This window comes from Hyphomonas sp. (assembly GCF_018402285.1).
Lineage (GTDB): Bacteria > Pseudomonadota > Alphaproteobacteria > Caulobacterales > Hyphomonadaceae > Hyphomonas.
This window is the reverse complement of the sequence record NZ_JAGYJH010000001.1, coordinates 25,531-39,815: the sequence shown is the minus strand read 5'-3', so window position 1 is coordinate 39,815 and position 14,285 is coordinate 25,531. Positions and strand designations below refer to the sequence as shown.

Sequence of the window (14,285 nt, the reverse complement as noted above, 5' to 3'; positions counted from 1 at the left end):
CATGCATTGCGGCCGCTCGCCTGAATGCACCCTGCATTTTCCGCCTGACCCGAAATGTCCCCGCTCTGCGCCTTTATGGTCAGAGAGTGGCGATTGGCCGGTCAGGGGAGCGCGCGATGTCAAACGAGAAGCTGGGCAGCAGGGAGTGTTACATCTGCAAGTCGTACATTCCGCCTCTTGTCTCGATCTGCTGGAAGTGCGGGTATTCGCAGCTTCCGGGTCCTCAAGGGGATGGGAAGGCGGGCACGCCGCAAAGGCCGGGGCCCGACCTCAAGAAGCGGCTTGATCTGGGCAAGGCGGATTTCAAGGCAGGCATCAAGAAGAAATAGACGGTGTACGGAGCGTCACGGGATTGACGCTTCACGCTGGCGCGCGAGGGTTATTCGCGTCCAAACCGCATGCTGGCGGAAAAGGTTGCCGCTTCTTCAGCAGTCAGCGTGCCGTCGGAATTGGCGTCGGCCGTTTCAAAGCGCGCTGTCAGGGCCGATGCCAGGTCCTCGCGGGAGATGGTGCCATCAGCGCCGGCGGTTTCGTTGAAGAATTCTTCCACGCTTATCGGCGCGGCGTCAGACGTTTCGGCATATTCGGCTGCGCCCTGTTTTTCCACTGTGCTGCCATCATCATTGGCGCTTTGGGTATTGTCCGCCTGGGCCAGGGCCGGGGCGAGAAGATCGTATTCCTCCAGCGTCAGCTGTCCGTCCTCGTCCTTGTCGGCGAGCGTCATCATCGCGGTCGCGGCGGGGGCAATGTCGGCGGTAGAACGGATCTTGTAGACCGCTGCCACGGCGCTATCGACCTGGCCTGCGCCGCCATCTGCCGTGCTTGCCTTGAACTTGGCATCGGCCTCGGCCGGCGTCGAGGTCTGGGGATCAGCTAAGGAGGGTGAGGAGATGTCGCCCGGGGGCATCCCGGTCGATCTCCTGGTGGGGGGTGCAACTGGCCAGGACGCACATCGACGCAAACAGGATACGCTTGGACATCAGGGGCTCCTCGTTGAGGTGTGGCTGAAGGTTTAACGCCCCGGAGACGAATCGGTTCCGTTCGGCCGCAACCTCGCATTGGGCACGGATCGGCGCCCGTTGCAGGCAATTAATGCGTGTGCGCCGGGATACGCATTCGCCAGCCCTTCCCCCCATGCCCTAAAAAGGGTAGGCAGCCGCCGGAACATTGAAATAGCGAATGAGGGTGCCCGATGGGCCCGTTGAGAATTGGAATTGCCGGCCTCGGCCATGTGGGCGCCGGGCTGATCGAGCTGGTGCAGCGTCAGGACCGGCTGCGCCTGCCGGGAAAGGTCGAGATTGCCGGTGTGAGCGCGCGCTCGCAGAACCGCAACCGGCCGGTGAATACCGATGCCTATACCTGGTTTGACGACGCTGCGACGCTGGCCGAAGACCCGAATGTGGACGTATTTGTCGAGCTGATCGGGGGCTCTGACGGCCCGGCGAAGTTTGCCGTGGAATCGGCCCTGCGCGCGGGCAAGCATGTGGTGACCGCCAACAAGGCGCTGATTGCCAAGCATGGCAATATGCTGGCGAACCTCGCGGCGGAAAAGCAGGTCGACCTGCTGTTCGAAGCGGCTGTGGCCGGGGGCATCCCGGTGGTGCGCGTGCTGCGCGACAGCCTTGCGGGCACGGAAGTGACCCGGGTTTCGGGCATTCTCAACGGCACCTGCAATTTCATCACCTCCACCATGCTGGAAACCGGCCGGTCCTATGAGGACGTGCTGGACGAAGCCCAGCGGCGCGGCTTTGCCGAAGTCGACCCGACGCTGGACGTTTCGGGCATGGACGCAGCCCACAAGGCGGCGATCCTATCGGCGATTGCCTTCTCGGCTGACCTTGATTTCTCGAAAGTTTCGGTGCGCGGCATCGAGGAGATCGGCCTTCTGGACCTGCGTCTGGCCGACCGTCTGGGTTTCCGCATCAAGCTCATCGCCGAAGGCGTCCTGACGCGCGAGGGCGTGGTCTGCCGGGTGGAGCCGATGGCGCTGCCGATCGGGCATGCCCTGTCGCGGATCGACGGGTCGCTGAACTCCGTGCGCGTGGAGGCCGACCCGCTGGGCGCGATCGTGCTGACCGGCCCCGGTGCAGGCTCCGGCCCGACGGCGAGCGCGGTGATGGGGGACGTGGCCAAGCTCTTCCGCCCGGCCATCCGCAACGCCTTTGGCCGCGCCGAGCACCATGTGGCCCAGCCCTTCGTGGCGGGCGGGCAGGAGGAGGTGTCGCCTTTCTTCCTGCGCGTGCGCCTGACCGACAAGCCCGGCACGCTGGCCGCGCTGACCGAGGCGCTGGCCGAGGAGGGCGTGTCGGTGGACAAGCTGCTCCAGGATTCGGCTGATGAAACGGGCGCAAGCCCGGTGGCCGTGGTGACCCATCGCTGCCCGCGCCGGCAGATCCTGTCGGCCATTGGCCGGATCGAGGCGCTCGGGGTGACCGTGGAAGCCCCCAGACTGATCAGGATCGAGACGGCAAGCTAATTGCTTAGGCTGCTCGCAGACACATGAATGATGACCCGTTTTCGGAGAAAAACCTATGGATAACAGCGTACTGACATCAAGTCTCGCCGACGCAATGGTGCGTGTGACGGAGGAAGCAGCCATCGCTGCTGCCCGTATGGTGGGCCGGGGCGACGAGAAAAAGGCTGATGCCGCGGCGGTGGACGCAATGCGCTCGGCCTTCAATGCGGTGGACTTCCGGGGCCGCGTCGTTATCGGCGAAGGCGAGCGGGACGAAGCCCCGATGCTGTATATCGGCGAGGAAGTCGGCACGGGCAAAGGCCCGGAAATCGACATCGCGCTCGACCCGCTTGAAGGCACGACGCTGACGGCGAAAGCCATGCCGGACGCCTGCGCGGTGCTGGCGATTGCGCCGCGCGGCGGCCTGCTGCACGCGCCCGACACCTATATGGACAAGCTGGCCGTCGGCCCGGGCTATCCCGAAGGCATCATCACCCTGGACGCCAGCCCGGCAGAGAACATCAAGGCGCTGGCCAAGCATGCGGGGCGCAAGGTCGAGGACATGACCGTCTGCGTGCTGGACCGTCCGCGCCACCAGGACATCATCGACTCGCTGCGCTCTGCCGGCGCGCGGGTGTCGCTGATCACCGACGGCGATGTGGCCGGCGTGATCGCCACGACCAATTCGCTGACCGGGGTCGACATGTATGTCGGCCAGGGCGGGGCGCCGGAAGGCGTTCTGGCGGCGGCCGCGCTGAAGTGCGTGGGCGGACAGATGTTTGGCCGTCTCGTTTTCCGCAATGAAGACGAGAAGAAACGCGCCACCCGCGTCGGCATCACCGATTTTGGTAAGACCTACACCCTGAATGAACTGGCCTCCGGCGAGACCGTATTCTGCGCAACCGGCGTGACCAAGGGCAGCCTGCTGGACGGCGTGCTGCACCGCGACGCGCGCGTGCACACCCATACGCTGGTCATGACCTCTACGGACGGCATGGTGCGCTATGTGCGCTCGGCGCGGCGGGCCTGAGGGGTTTTTTTCCGGATCAGCTTGGCCTCATTGAGGTAAACGGGATAACCGGCGGGGGCAGCTCCGCCGGTGTTCCTGTTTCAGGGCGGGAGGCTTAACAGCCGGCGGCGACCTCCAGCAGCTGGTTTCGCAGCGCCGCCGGATTGCCGGAGAAGAGCGCGTCCACCTCGTCATGTGTGGCGCGCCAGATGGGCACGGCCGCGGCCAGGACCTTGCGGCCGGCGGATGTGAGGATCAGGCGGCGTGACCGCTTGTCATCCTTATCCGGAACAATTTTCACATAGCCCAGCCGTTCCAGCGGCTTGAGATTGGCCGTCAGGGTCGTGCGGTCCATGGCCAGGAAGGCGGCTGCCTCGCCAAGCCGGGGCGGGTCCGGCCGGTTCAGCGACATCATCAGGGAATACTGCCCGTGGCTGATGCCGAGAGGGGCGAAGGCCGCGTCAAACCGGCGCGCCAGTGTGCGCGCGGCGCGGTGCATGCCGAAGCAGAGACAGCGGCCGTAAACTTCCAGCGTCGTGTCGAAAGGCAGGTCGGTTTTCATAAAAATATATTATGTTGACATCAACGTTTAAGTCAATGAGAAAGATGCCAGGGCCGCCGGAAGGGCGGTGTTGCGGATAAGGCAGGCGCGCAGCGCCGCCAGGGACTGATGGAGGACAGGAGATGCGGGAAGTGACCGCTTACAACTGGGTGCCGGAGTTCGCGCAGGGTTTCGTGAAGGACCTGCGCGTTCGCTGGGCTCTGGAAGAGGCAGGAATGCCGTATACAGATCGCCTGATCGACCATGAGCAGAAGCTGCAGCCCGAGCACCTCGCGCGCCAGCCCTTTGCACAGGTGCCGGTTTACCGGGATGACAGGGTTGAGATGTTCGAGTCTGCGGCCATCGTGATGCACGTTGCGCAGGGATCGGACGCCCTGATGCCCAGGGAAGCGGCGGCGCAGGCGTGGGTGATGAGCTGGGCCTTTGCCGCGCTCAACTCGATTGAGCCTCATGTGATGAATGTGACCGGGACGCAGCTGTTCAATGCCGGCAAGCCGTGGGCGGAAGGCTATCTGAAAAGCGCGCGGGGCATGCTCGACATGCGGCTCAATCAACTGTCCGGTTGGCTGAACGGCCGGGACTATCTGGAAGCCGGACGCTTTACGGCCGCCGATCTTTTGATGGCGAGCGTTCTGCGGGAACTGAAGCGGGACGGCACGCTGGCGCAGTTTCCGGCACTGGAGGCCTATTGCGACCGCTGCATCGGGAGGCCTGCTTTCAAGCGGGCGATTGACGCGCAACTGAAAGTCTTTGCCGCGCATGAGCCGGCTTGAGAACGAAGAAAGGATGGTGCCATGACGGCGGGAAAACCCGTGGCAGAGATTGCTGCGGAGATGGGGATAGGGCTCGAGAGCCCGCATATTACCTGCCAGGGCGCGGCCGCCCGGAACCCTCGAGGAAAGGGAAGCGGGGGCACGTGCCGCCATGGCGCAGATGCCCCGAGCGCGAAGGAGCAAGAGCAATGACATATGTAAGCGGATTTCTGCTGGCCGTGCCGACTGCCAACAAGGATGCCTATCGCAAGCATGCCGAAGAGGCCTGGCCGATGTTCAAGGACTACGGCGCAGTGGCGATGGTGGAAGGCTGGGGTGATGATGTGCCCCAGGGCAAGGTCAACTGCATCAACTCGGCCGTGATGCGACAGCCTCACGAGACCGCAATGTTCTCCTGGGTTGTCTGGCCCGATAGGAAAACCAGCGATGAAGCCGAGCAGAAGATGATCGCCGACATGCAGGGGAAGGAATTTCCCGAAATGCCATTTGATGGCAAGCGGATGATTGTCGGCGGGTTTCAGACAATTCTTGGCGATGCTACGGTCAAGACCGGTTATATCGACGGTACGGTTCTGCCGGTACCCGCCGACAAGCGGGAGGCCTATACGGCGGCGTCAGAAAAGATGGCGGCGCTGTTCCAGGAGTATGGCGCGATTTCGGTCGTCGATGCCTGGGGTGACAACCTGCCCGAAGGCACGGTGAATGATTTCCACACCGCCTCCCTGCGCAAGCCGGATGAGGCGGTAGTGTTCTCCTGGATCAACTGGAAGGACAAGGCCGCGCGGGACGCTGGCTGGGAAAGGATCATGGCGGATCCCCGCATGCAGGAATTCGGTCCGCATACGGTGGGCGCCGACATGGGACGCATGATCTATGGCAGCTTTGTTCCGCTTGTGGACGTGTGATGCTGGCCATGGCGGCCAGATCCCAATTCTGCACTGGGGCGCTCTGAGGGGCGCCCTTTTTTGTTTGCGATTGCCGGATCAGGCGAGGCGGAGGTTGAGCAGTTCGGCGCGTTCCGAGCCGTATTCGGGTACCAGAATGCCGAGCAGGCGCAGGGCCTCTGCGGGCTGGTGGCTGCGGGCGGTCTCGATCAGCTGGGTCAGCTGTTTGTTGAACAGCTCGTTATGGGCGGCTTCATAGCTCACCCGGTGAACGCCGCTGATCGGGGTCGGTTGCAGCGCCTCGTGCGGATAGGTCAGCTCCTCGTGCAGCTTCTCGCCTTCGCGCAGGCCCATTGTCTCGATGGCGACGTCGACATAGGGCACCTTGCCCTTCAGGCGGATCATCGTTTCGGCCAGCTGGCGGATCGGGATCGGGTCGCCCATGTCGAGCACATAGAGGCCGGCTTCGCCCTCGGGCCCGTCCATTGCGGCGGCCTGCAGCACCAGCGCGGAGGCTTCCTCGATGGTCATGAAGAAGCGCGTGGCATCAGGATCGGTGATCGTCACCGGGCCGCCCTGGGCGATCTGGCGCTCGAACAGCGGCACGACAGAGCCCGAGGAGCCCAGAACATTGCCGAAGCGCACCATGGCAACGGCCATGCCCGTTTCCGTCAGGATCCGCCCGATACAGAGCTCGGCAAGCCGTTTGGTGGCCCCCATGACATTGTCCGGGTCTACGGCCTTGTCGGTCGAGATGAAGACGAAGCGTTTGGCGCCCGCCGCGACGGCCGACTGCGCAGCAATGCGCGCGCCGGCGACGTTGGTCAGGATTGCCTCACAGGCATGGCGCTCCATCAGCGGCACATGTTTTAGGGCAGCGGCGTGGATGACCGTATCGGGCCGCGCAGCCGAGAAGATACCCGCGACACGGTTCTCGTCGCGTATGTCGCCCAGATGGCAGCTGAATTTCAGCTTCGGCCAGTCGCGCTTCAGCTCCATCTCGATCTTGTAGAGATTGTACTCGGACAAATCGATGATCGTCAGCTCGGCCGGGGATTCCTGGGCGACCTGGCGCACGAGTTCGGAGCCGATGGAGCCGCCCCCGCCAGTGACAAGTACGCGCGCGCCAGTCAGGATCTTGCGCACAGGCTCCATGTCGAGATGCCGCTCGGGCCGGGCCAGGAGGTCTGCCGGGCGCAGCGGTTCGAGCACCTGGGCGGCTGCGTCATGGCCAAGCGCCATTATCTCGGCGCCGTGGCGTGAAGTGACTTCGAGAACCTGCAGCATTACCGCGGGTGTGCGGGCCGGGCCGGTCAGGGCAACCCAGGGGGTCTCGCCATAGCGCAGCACCATGATTTCGATGATGTCGCTGAGTTCCTTGAGGCTGCCGAGGATGGGCACGCCGCGGACGGCGCGGCCGGGTTCCTGCGCCGCCATTTCGACGAGACCGAGCACGCGCACGGCCTTTTCCGAATCACGGCCTTCGAGGCGCCGGAGGACATCGATCCAGCTTTCCTGGTTGCCAAGCAGCAGGATCGGCTGGCCGTCCTTGGGCAGCTGCTGGAAGATCTGCATCGGGCGCTGGGTGGAGCGCCAGCGCGCAACCATCCGTCCGCCAAACAGCGCGACGGTCCAGAAACCGATGGCAAGCAGCAGAGTGGGAACGGGTGATTCGAGGTGGCCGTTCAGCGTGACCATCACGGGCAGGTAGAACAGGGCCGTCAGGCCGATGATCTGTACAAGGCGCCACGCATCGGGCGCGCCCATATGGCGCCAGACCTGACGGTGAATGCCGCCCAGCACAAGAGCAACGGACGCTGCAAGCATGAAGGCGGCGCTTGCTGCCAGCCAGCTCAGATAGTTGAACGGGTCGCGGTTGTCCTGGGTGAGGTGGGTATCGAGATGCGCCGCCGACATCGCCAGGCCAGCCATGACGATGTCGAATGTGAGGGTCAGGGCCATGGCACGCCGTGCGGCGTCTCTGGGTGTCACGACGTATACTCCCTCAACACTCGCCCGCGCGAAGCAGACCCCTCGAGTAGTGCCACTGCGGCCTTCAGATGCATAGCATGAATGCCGACATCAGACCGCAATTCTTTGTAACGGAATTGGAGCAATTCCGTGGCAGCCCTGCCCTCCAAGCTGATCGCGTTGAACTTGTTGACATTCTGCCTGTGGAAATCCTTGGTGGGCCCGGCAGGACTTGAACCTGCGACCAAACCGTTATGAGCGGTCCGCTCTAACCAACTGAGCTACAGGCCCCACAGGGAAAGTCGTTTAAGGCCCGCAGGCTTGCCACGCAACGGCCTTCTTCGGAATACAAGACAGACACATCCACATCCGGTTCCCGGTTAAGAGGTGATTATCCATGAAACATGCAACTTTGTCCGCCATCGCGCTGGTTATGGCCCTTGCTCCGGCTGCCTGCGCGCAGGGAGCGGCCGCCTACGCCGCGCCAGCCGGGAGCACACAGATGGGACATCCCAACTCGATCCAGCCTGAAACCACCATCAATGTATCGGCTGAAGCGCGGATCGATCGTGCGCCCGACATTGCGTTCGTCACAGCCGGTGTGACCGAGGAGCGCGCCACGGCGAAAGAGGCGATGGCGGCCCAGTCGTCTGCCATGAACGGCGTGTTCGAGGCGCTGCGCGCCGCCGGCATCGCCGACCGCGACATGCAGACCTCCGGGCTCAGCCTGCAGCCGCGTTACGACTATATCGAAACCGAGGATCGCACCGGCATGAAGCGCGGCCAGCAGAAACTGGCAGGCTATGTCGCGTCCAATCAGGTCACCGTGCGCGTGCGCGACCTCAGCCGCCTGGGCGACACGATCGACGGGCTGGTTTCTTCAGGCGGAAATACGCTTTCGGGCGTCAACTTCGCCATCGATGACGACAAGGAAATGCGCAACGAGGCCCGCGCCAAGGCGATGAAGGATGCCATTGCGAAGGCAGAGCTCTACGCGTCTGCTGCTGGTCTGCGGGTCGCCCGCATCGTGACCATCACCGAAGGCTATGAACAGTCGCCCCAGCCGATGCAGATGGCGCGGATGGCGATGGCCGACAGCATGATGGAATCAACCCCGGTTGCGGGCGGTGAAGTCGGCGTCACGGCCAATCTCAGCGTGATGTTCGAGCTGACGAAGTAGCCTGCTCAGACATAGCCTTCGGCCAGAAGGTCCTTCATGTCGATGAGGCCGGCGGGCGCGCCGGTCTCGTCGACCACGAAGGCGTTCGAGATCCGGTTCTCGCTGAAGCTCTTGATGACATTCATCATCCGCTCGGACGGGTTGATCGTCTGCGGGCGCGGGGTCATCACTTCATATGCGCCAGCCTTCAGGCGCCCGGCGAGGATCGCCCGGCGCAGGTCACCGTCCGTGACCATGCCGATCAGCTTGCCATCCTCATCCACAATGCCGGCGCAGCCCTTGCGGCCTTCGGACACGGCGATGACCAGCTCCTCGAAGCTGGCATTTGCGCCCGCGAGCGGCAGCGGGCCAGACTGGTCGCGGATGTAATCTGCAGCCGTCTGCAGCGTGCGGCCGAGCTTGCCGCCGGGATGGCGGAAGCCGAACTCTTCGCGCGAGAAGCCGCGCCGCGCCATCAGCACGATTGTGAGCGCGTCGCCCAGGGCGAGCGCCATGGTCGTGGACGAAGTGGGCGCCAGGCCATTGGGGCAGGCTTCGGGTACAACCGGCGTTTCGAGCACCACATCGGCATAGCGGCCAAGGGTTGATTGGCGCGCGCGGGTCATTGCGATCAGCGGGATTGCGTTGCCCTTGCAGTAGCGCAGCAGGTCGGTCAGCTCGCGGCTCTCGCCGGAATAGGAAATCGCCAGAACGACAGACCCCGGAACAATCATGCCGAGGTCGCCATGGCTGGCTTCAGTGGGGTGAAGGAAGAAGGCGGGCGTGCCGGTCGAGGCGAGGCTCGCGGCGATCTTCTGGCCGATATGGCCGGACTTGCCGACGCCTGCGACAATCACATGCCGGTCGGTGGCAAGGATGATGTTTACGGCCTCGGCCAGCTCCGGGCCGATGACGGATTCAAGCTTTTCAAGGGCATCGCGCTCGGTGCGGATGACAGTGCGGGCAAGATCGAGGTCGGATTGCGTGGTCAAGGCGACGGGAACTCCTCACGCCGGTCTGGCGTATGGGCCTTCTCCTGCAATTGGCCGGATGCATCAAGCCCCGGTGGCCTGCAGAAATGTCCCGGTCAGCGGCGGCGCATCTGGCGGAGGGTATAGTCGGAGACAGACTTGCCGGCAGCGGCCTTGGCTGCCTGTCTGGCCTCATATTCTGACACAGAGATGCCATTGAGCGTGAGGGCAGGCAGGATCTGCGGGGGGCCTGCCGTGATGCCGGTCTGGGCCTTTTCATAGCCGCTGACGCTCAGCGTGGCGGGCACGTTGAAGTCTGCAGCAGCAGCGATTTCTTCGGCCGGCGCCGGGGCCTGCTCGCTCGCGTCGCCTTCGACGATTTCCGGCTCCTGCAGCAGGTCTGCAGTCTGGTTGGGGGCGGCTTCAGCGAGAATCGCGCTCAGCGGGCGGCCATTGAGCATCGGCTCGGCGGCGGCGTTCGGGTTGAGCGGCGTCTGCAAAGCGGCGAAAGACATCAGCTTGGAGTTGGGATCAATAACCTCAGGCGTCTGGCCGAGGGCAGCGAACGCCGATTCCACAAGTTCAGTGACATGCGCATCGCGCGACTTGGCCGAAGCCCCGCCCAGCATGACAGCGATCACGCGGCGGCCATCGCGCTCAGCCGAGGTCATCAGATTGAAGCCGGAGGCGCGGGTGTAGCCGGTCTTGATCCCGTCCACGCCATCCACGCTGCCAATCAGCTTGTTGTGGCTCTTGTAGGTCATCCCGCCCCAGCTGAAGCGCTGGTTCTGGAAGTAATGGTAATAGTCGCCGTGATTGTCGAGCAGCGCGTCGGCGAGAATCGCCAGGTCGCGCGCGGTCGACAGCTGCGCCGTATTAGGCAGGCCCGAAGCGTTGCGGAAGGTGGTGTTGGCAAGGCCCAGCTCGCTGGCCTTGTCGGTCATCATGCCGGCGAACTTGCGCTCGGAGCCACCAAGGAATTCGGCGACGGCAGCGGCAACATCATTGGCCGATTTGGTGACGAGGGCGTAGATCGCGTCTTCGACGGTAATCGTATCGCCAGCCCTCAGACGCAGGTTCGAAGGCGGCTGGGCCGCGGCATTGCGCGAGACCTTGATCTTGTCCTTGAGCCCGACTTCGCCCGCCTCAATGGCGTCGAACAGCAGGTAAAGCGTCATGACCTTGGTGAGCGAGGCGGGGTAACGCGGATCGTCCTGGTTTCGTGCGTGCAGCACTTCGCCGGTATCGGCGTCCACAACGATAGCGGCGTATTTTTCAGCATGGGCAACCGGCGCCAGAACGGCGGCAGTGACCGATACTGAGGCGGCTATGGCGGACCCGCGAAATGCACGGGACCAGACTATGGCTGCCATGGGCTGCACCCTCCAGAACTAAACACGCCCCCCGGACCATCCAGGACTACCCTAGATTCAGCTATTTCTATTGACCACAGCTTAACACAGGATGAGCGGACTAATGTTTTGTAATCTGAAAGCCTGATGCAAATCTCATGCAAAATGATTAATGTTGCAGCGCACAAAATTTATTGCGGCCGCGAAGGTAGCGTGTTATGTCCGCGCAGTCAGAATTCCCTTAGCTGAAGGAATGTCCCCATGGCCACGACCACAAAATCCGCTCCCCGGGCAAAGGCAGAAGCGCGTCCCGCCGAGGCTGCCACGAAGAAAATCGAAGCTGGCATGGACACGATGGCCGGTTTTGCATCCAAGTTTTCCGAATATACCGAAGACGGTGTGAAAGCGCTCAAGGACAGCGCCGCCCTGTCGACCGAAACGATGCGTGAGATCGGCAGCCGCAACATGAACTTCATGACCCAGGCCATGGAGCAAGGCGTCGAGATGACCCAGGCCCTCGCCTCGGCCCGCGATCCGCGCGAGATGCTCCAGATCCAGTCTGGCTACGCCAAGTCGATGTTCTCGGCCTACACCGCCGAATTCACTGCGCAGACCGAGCTTTGCCTGGGCGCGTGGCGCGAAGCAGCCAAGCCGTTCATGTCGCGTGTCGCGAAGTAAGACACTCTCTGGTTTTCCGGCTCCGGCGCTTCCTCCCGGCGCCCGGATGTAGAGTGAGAGCGTAGATTTGAGAGGCCGGGCCGGTTGGTCCGGCCTTTTTTCTTTCCCGCTGCCCCAGCGTCTACCGTCGCAGAAGCTTCAAACCGGGTTCGCCCGGGCCGCGAACCGATCTATGATCTCCTGCAGTCAGCGTCTGGGGGGCGTCGCAATGGTTCAGGACCGGCAAGGCAATCCACTGGCGGGGGCCAGTCCGAAGGCAGCGGAACTGTTTGACCTGTCCTGTCAGCGCTTTGCGCGCTTCCGGGGCAATCCGGTCGAGCCTCTGGATGATGCGATTGCCGATTCGCCTGACTTCGCGATGGCCAAGATCGCCAAGGCCTGGATCTATGTGATGTCGACCGAGCCGGGCGCGACGGCCGGGGCGCGGCGCATCCTGCGGGATATCGAGAAGGAGAACCCGTCCGCCAATGAGCGCGAGGCGGCGCATCTGGGCGCGCTGCAGGCGGCCACGGCGGGCAGCTGGACGCAGGCCGGGCTGGCGCTCGACATCTGGTCTGCCTCCCATCCGCGCGATTACCTTGCCCTGCTCGCTGGCCATCAGGTGGATTTCCTTACCGCCAACGCGCGCAACCTGCGCGACCGGATCGCCCGCGCGCTGCCTGCCTGGGACAAGCTGCCGGAGCGCTCGTTCCTCCTGGGCATGCATGCGTTCGGACTTGAAGAGGCCGGCGATTATGCCCGCGCCGAAGCGGCCGGGCGCCAAGCGCTGGAGCGCAATGCCGACGACAGCTGGGCCCACCATGCGGTCGTGCACGTGCTGGAAATGCAGGGCCGCGCCGATGAGGGCCGGGATTTCATCCGCCGCCGCCGGGAGCATTGGGCCCAGCCCGACAATTTCCTGAAAATCCATAACTGGTGGCATCTGGCGTTGTGCCATCTGGAACTCGGTGAGTTCGAGGCCGCGCTCCAGCTTTATGACGACGAGATCCGCGCCGGGGAAAGCACGGTGGCGATGAATATGGCCGATGCCGCCGCGCTGCTGTGGCGGCTGCATGTGATCGGGGTAGACCTTGGCGAGCGCTGGGATGAACTGGCCGAGGCCTGGACGCAGCATGCCGACGGCCGCTGCTATCCGTTCAACGACATGCACGCGGCGATGGCGTTCATCGGCGCGGGCCGCCGCAATGACGCGCTGGACCTGCTGGTAGCGGCCGAAGGTGCCGAGCCCGGCGAGATGCGCGACTGGATGGCCCATACCGGCCGCCCGGTCATCGAAGGCCTCGTGGCTTTCGGCAAAGGCAAATATGCGGATGCAGCAGAGCTGCTGTTCCCGGCGCGGCAGATTTACGCGACCTTTGGCGGTAGCCATGCCCAGCGCGACGTGATCGACTGGACGCTGACCGAGGCGGCAATACGGGGGCGGGTAAACGGGCTTGCCGATGCCCTGATTGCCGAACGCCTGTCGCTTCGCCCGGCCAGCCGCGTCAACCGCGCCTTTGCGGCCCGGGCAAAACGGGAGCATTGAACGGGCAGAATGGATCAACAGGTGATCAGACCATGACGGACTTTATCGACTTCAAGACGCTTAGACGCCCTGCCAAGCCGAATACGGCGCTGATTGCGCCGGCCGGGTTCACGCCCCTGGAGGCGCCCGATGCGGCCCCGCCGGAGCTGCCTTTTCCGCCCGCAGAAAGCTTTGCGCGGCTGCTGGCAATGATCGAGGCACGGGGTAGCTGGAAGCTCGTGGCCGCCGACGGCGCGACCGGGCAGGTGCGCTTTATCGCCGTAACCAGGCTGTTGCGGTTTAAAGATGATGTGGACGTCACCATATTGCCGGTTGATGGCGCGCCCGGCCGATCGACCTTCGCTGCCTATTCGCGCTCCCGCGTCGGCTACTCGGATCTCGGAGCCAACCGGAAGCGACTTGATGAACTTTCCGCTGCGCTCAGTCTGCCGTGAAAGCGTGCAGAGCTGGATTTAGACGGTAAATGCATCTTCAATCTCGCACAGGAACGTATATCTTGATTACCATGAGCAGCGATTTCGATCCGGTCCGGATGAATGGATCATCGAACTCCGGCGGCCCCGGGGGCGGCCAGACGGGGGACGGTGATGGCACAGGCTTTGACCTGGCCACCGAAACACGGATCAAGACCAAGAAGCCGTCTCTCTACCGCGTCCTTCTTCTAAATGATGACTACACGCCGATGGAATTCGTTGTGTTCATCCTCGAGCGGTTCTTCAACCGCTCCCGTGAGCAGGCGACGCGGATCATGCTTCACGTCCACCAGAAGGGCGTGGGACTATGCGGGGTCTATACATACGAGGTTGCCGAGACCAAGGTAGCCCAGGTGCTCGATCTTGCACGCCGGCACGAACATCCTCTCCAGTGCGTCATGGAGAAAGAAGACTAAGCCACTATATACAGACTCTAGGCCCCGTTCACACACACCCCCGGAAGGCTACCTCCT

At 63.4% G+C, this 14,285-nt stretch carries 14 protein-coding genes and 1 tRNA gene; 9 read left to right on the top strand and 6 right to left on the bottom strand.

What is annotated here, in order from left to right; translation table 11 throughout:
• Positions 1-379: 379 nt before the first annotated feature.
• Complete coding sequence (locus KG722_RS00205) at positions 380-907, bottom strand: hypothetical protein (protein WP_213268395.1); 528 nt, start codon at positions 905-907, stop codon at positions 380-382.
• 285 nt (positions 908-1,192) lie between these two features.
• Here KG722_RS00205 and KG722_RS00200 point away from each other — a divergent pair, with 285 nt between their 5' ends.
• A complete protein-coding gene (locus KG722_RS00200) occupies positions 1,193-2,476 on the top strand; it encodes a homoserine dehydrogenase (protein WP_213268394.1) in 1,284 nt (427 codons plus the stop codon).
• A 55-nt stretch (positions 2,477-2,531) separates the two neighbouring features.
• Positions 2,532-3,485 (top strand): class II fructose-bisphosphatase, encoded by a 954-nt coding sequence (glpX, locus tag KG722_RS00195; RefSeq protein ID WP_300998103.1) that lies wholly within the window; start codon positions 2,532-2,534, stop codon positions 3,483-3,485.
• Positions 3,486-3,579: 94 nt separating this feature from the next.
• Here glpX and KG722_RS00190 read toward each other — a convergent pair whose 3' ends face one another.
• Positions 3,580-4,026 (bottom strand): MarR family winged helix-turn-helix transcriptional regulator, encoded by a 447-nt coding sequence (locus tag KG722_RS00190; protein ID WP_213268393.1) that lies wholly within the window; start codon positions 4,024-4,026, stop codon positions 3,580-3,582.
• Between the two features lie 122 nt (positions 4,027-4,148).
• Here KG722_RS00190 and KG722_RS00185 point away from each other — a divergent pair, with 122 nt between their 5' ends.
• Together KG722_RS00185 and KG722_RS00180 are read left to right on the top strand one after the other, a co-directional pair.
• Positions 4,149-4,799, top strand: a complete 651-nt coding sequence (locus KG722_RS00185) for a glutathione S-transferase family protein (RefSeq protein WP_213268392.1) — start codon at positions 4,149-4,151, stop codon at positions 4,797-4,799.
• Between the two features lie 188 nt (positions 4,800-4,987).
• Positions 4,988-5,704, top strand: coding sequence for a DUF1428 domain-containing protein (locus KG722_RS00180; protein WP_213268391.1), 717 nt, complete (start codon positions 4,988-4,990; stop codon positions 5,702-5,704).
• Between the two features lie 78 nt (positions 5,705-5,782).
• Here KG722_RS00180 and KG722_RS15300 read toward each other — a convergent pair whose 3' ends face one another.
• Together KG722_RS15300 and KG722_RS00170 are read right to left on the bottom strand one after the other, a co-directional pair.
• Entirely contained in the window at positions 5,783-7,675 is a 1,893-nt protein-coding gene (locus KG722_RS15300) for a polysaccharide biosynthesis protein (RefSeq protein WP_213268390.1), read from the bottom strand.
• Between the two features lie 193 nt (positions 7,676-7,868).
• Positions 7,869-7,945: transfer RNA gene (locus KG722_RS00170), tRNA-Ile, on the bottom strand.
• 106 nt (positions 7,946-8,051) lie between these two features.
• Here KG722_RS00170 and KG722_RS00165 point away from each other — a divergent pair.
• Positions 8,052-8,834, top strand: a complete 783-nt coding sequence (locus KG722_RS00165; protein ID WP_213268389.1) for an SIMPL domain-containing protein — start codon at positions 8,052-8,054, stop codon at positions 8,832-8,834.
• A 5-nt stretch (positions 8,835-8,839) separates the two neighbouring features.
• Here the strand turns inward: KG722_RS00165 and KG722_RS00160 are convergent, their stop codons facing one another.
• Both KG722_RS00160 and KG722_RS00155 read right to left on the bottom strand, forming a co-directional pair.
• Positions 8,840-9,805: a KpsF/GutQ family sugar-phosphate isomerase gene (locus KG722_RS00160; protein ID WP_213268388.1), complete on the bottom strand. Its 966-nt coding sequence runs from the start codon at positions 9,803-9,805 to the stop codon at positions 8,840-8,842.
• 95 nt (positions 9,806-9,900) lie between these two features.
• Positions 9,901-11,157: a D-alanyl-D-alanine carboxypeptidase family protein gene (locus KG722_RS00155; RefSeq protein WP_213268387.1), complete on the bottom strand. Its 1,257-nt coding sequence runs from the start codon at positions 11,155-11,157 to the stop codon at positions 9,901-9,903.
• A gap of 240 nt (positions 11,158-11,397) precedes the next feature.
• Between KG722_RS00155 and KG722_RS00150 the strand changes: the two genes are divergently transcribed.
• The 4 genes from KG722_RS00150 to clpS all read left to right on the top strand — a co-directional run bounded on the left by KG722_RS00150 (position 11,398) and on the right by clpS (position 14,228).
• The gene (locus tag KG722_RS00150; RefSeq protein ID WP_213268386.1) at positions 11,398-11,814 is read left to right on the top strand and encodes a phasin; all 417 of its coding nucleotides are present in this window, start codon (positions 11,398-11,400) and stop codon (positions 11,812-11,814) included.
• A gap of 172 nt (positions 11,815-11,986) precedes the next feature.
• On the top strand, positions 11,987-13,339 hold the full coding sequence (locus KG722_RS00145; RefSeq protein ID WP_213268385.1) for a tetratricopeptide repeat protein: 1,353 nt from the start codon (positions 11,987-11,989) through the stop codon (positions 13,337-13,339).
• Between the two features lie 32 nt (positions 13,340-13,371).
• Positions 13,372-13,773 (top strand): DUF1499 domain-containing protein, encoded by a 402-nt coding sequence (locus KG722_RS00140; protein WP_213268384.1) that lies wholly within the window; start codon positions 13,372-13,374, stop codon positions 13,771-13,773.
• 98 nt (positions 13,774-13,871) lie between these two features.
• On the top strand, positions 13,872-14,228 hold the full coding sequence (clpS, locus tag KG722_RS00135; RefSeq protein WP_366909850.1) for an ATP-dependent Clp protease adapter ClpS: 357 nt from the start codon (positions 13,872-13,874) through the stop codon (positions 14,226-14,228).
• Positions 14,229-14,285 lie beyond the last annotated feature (57 nt).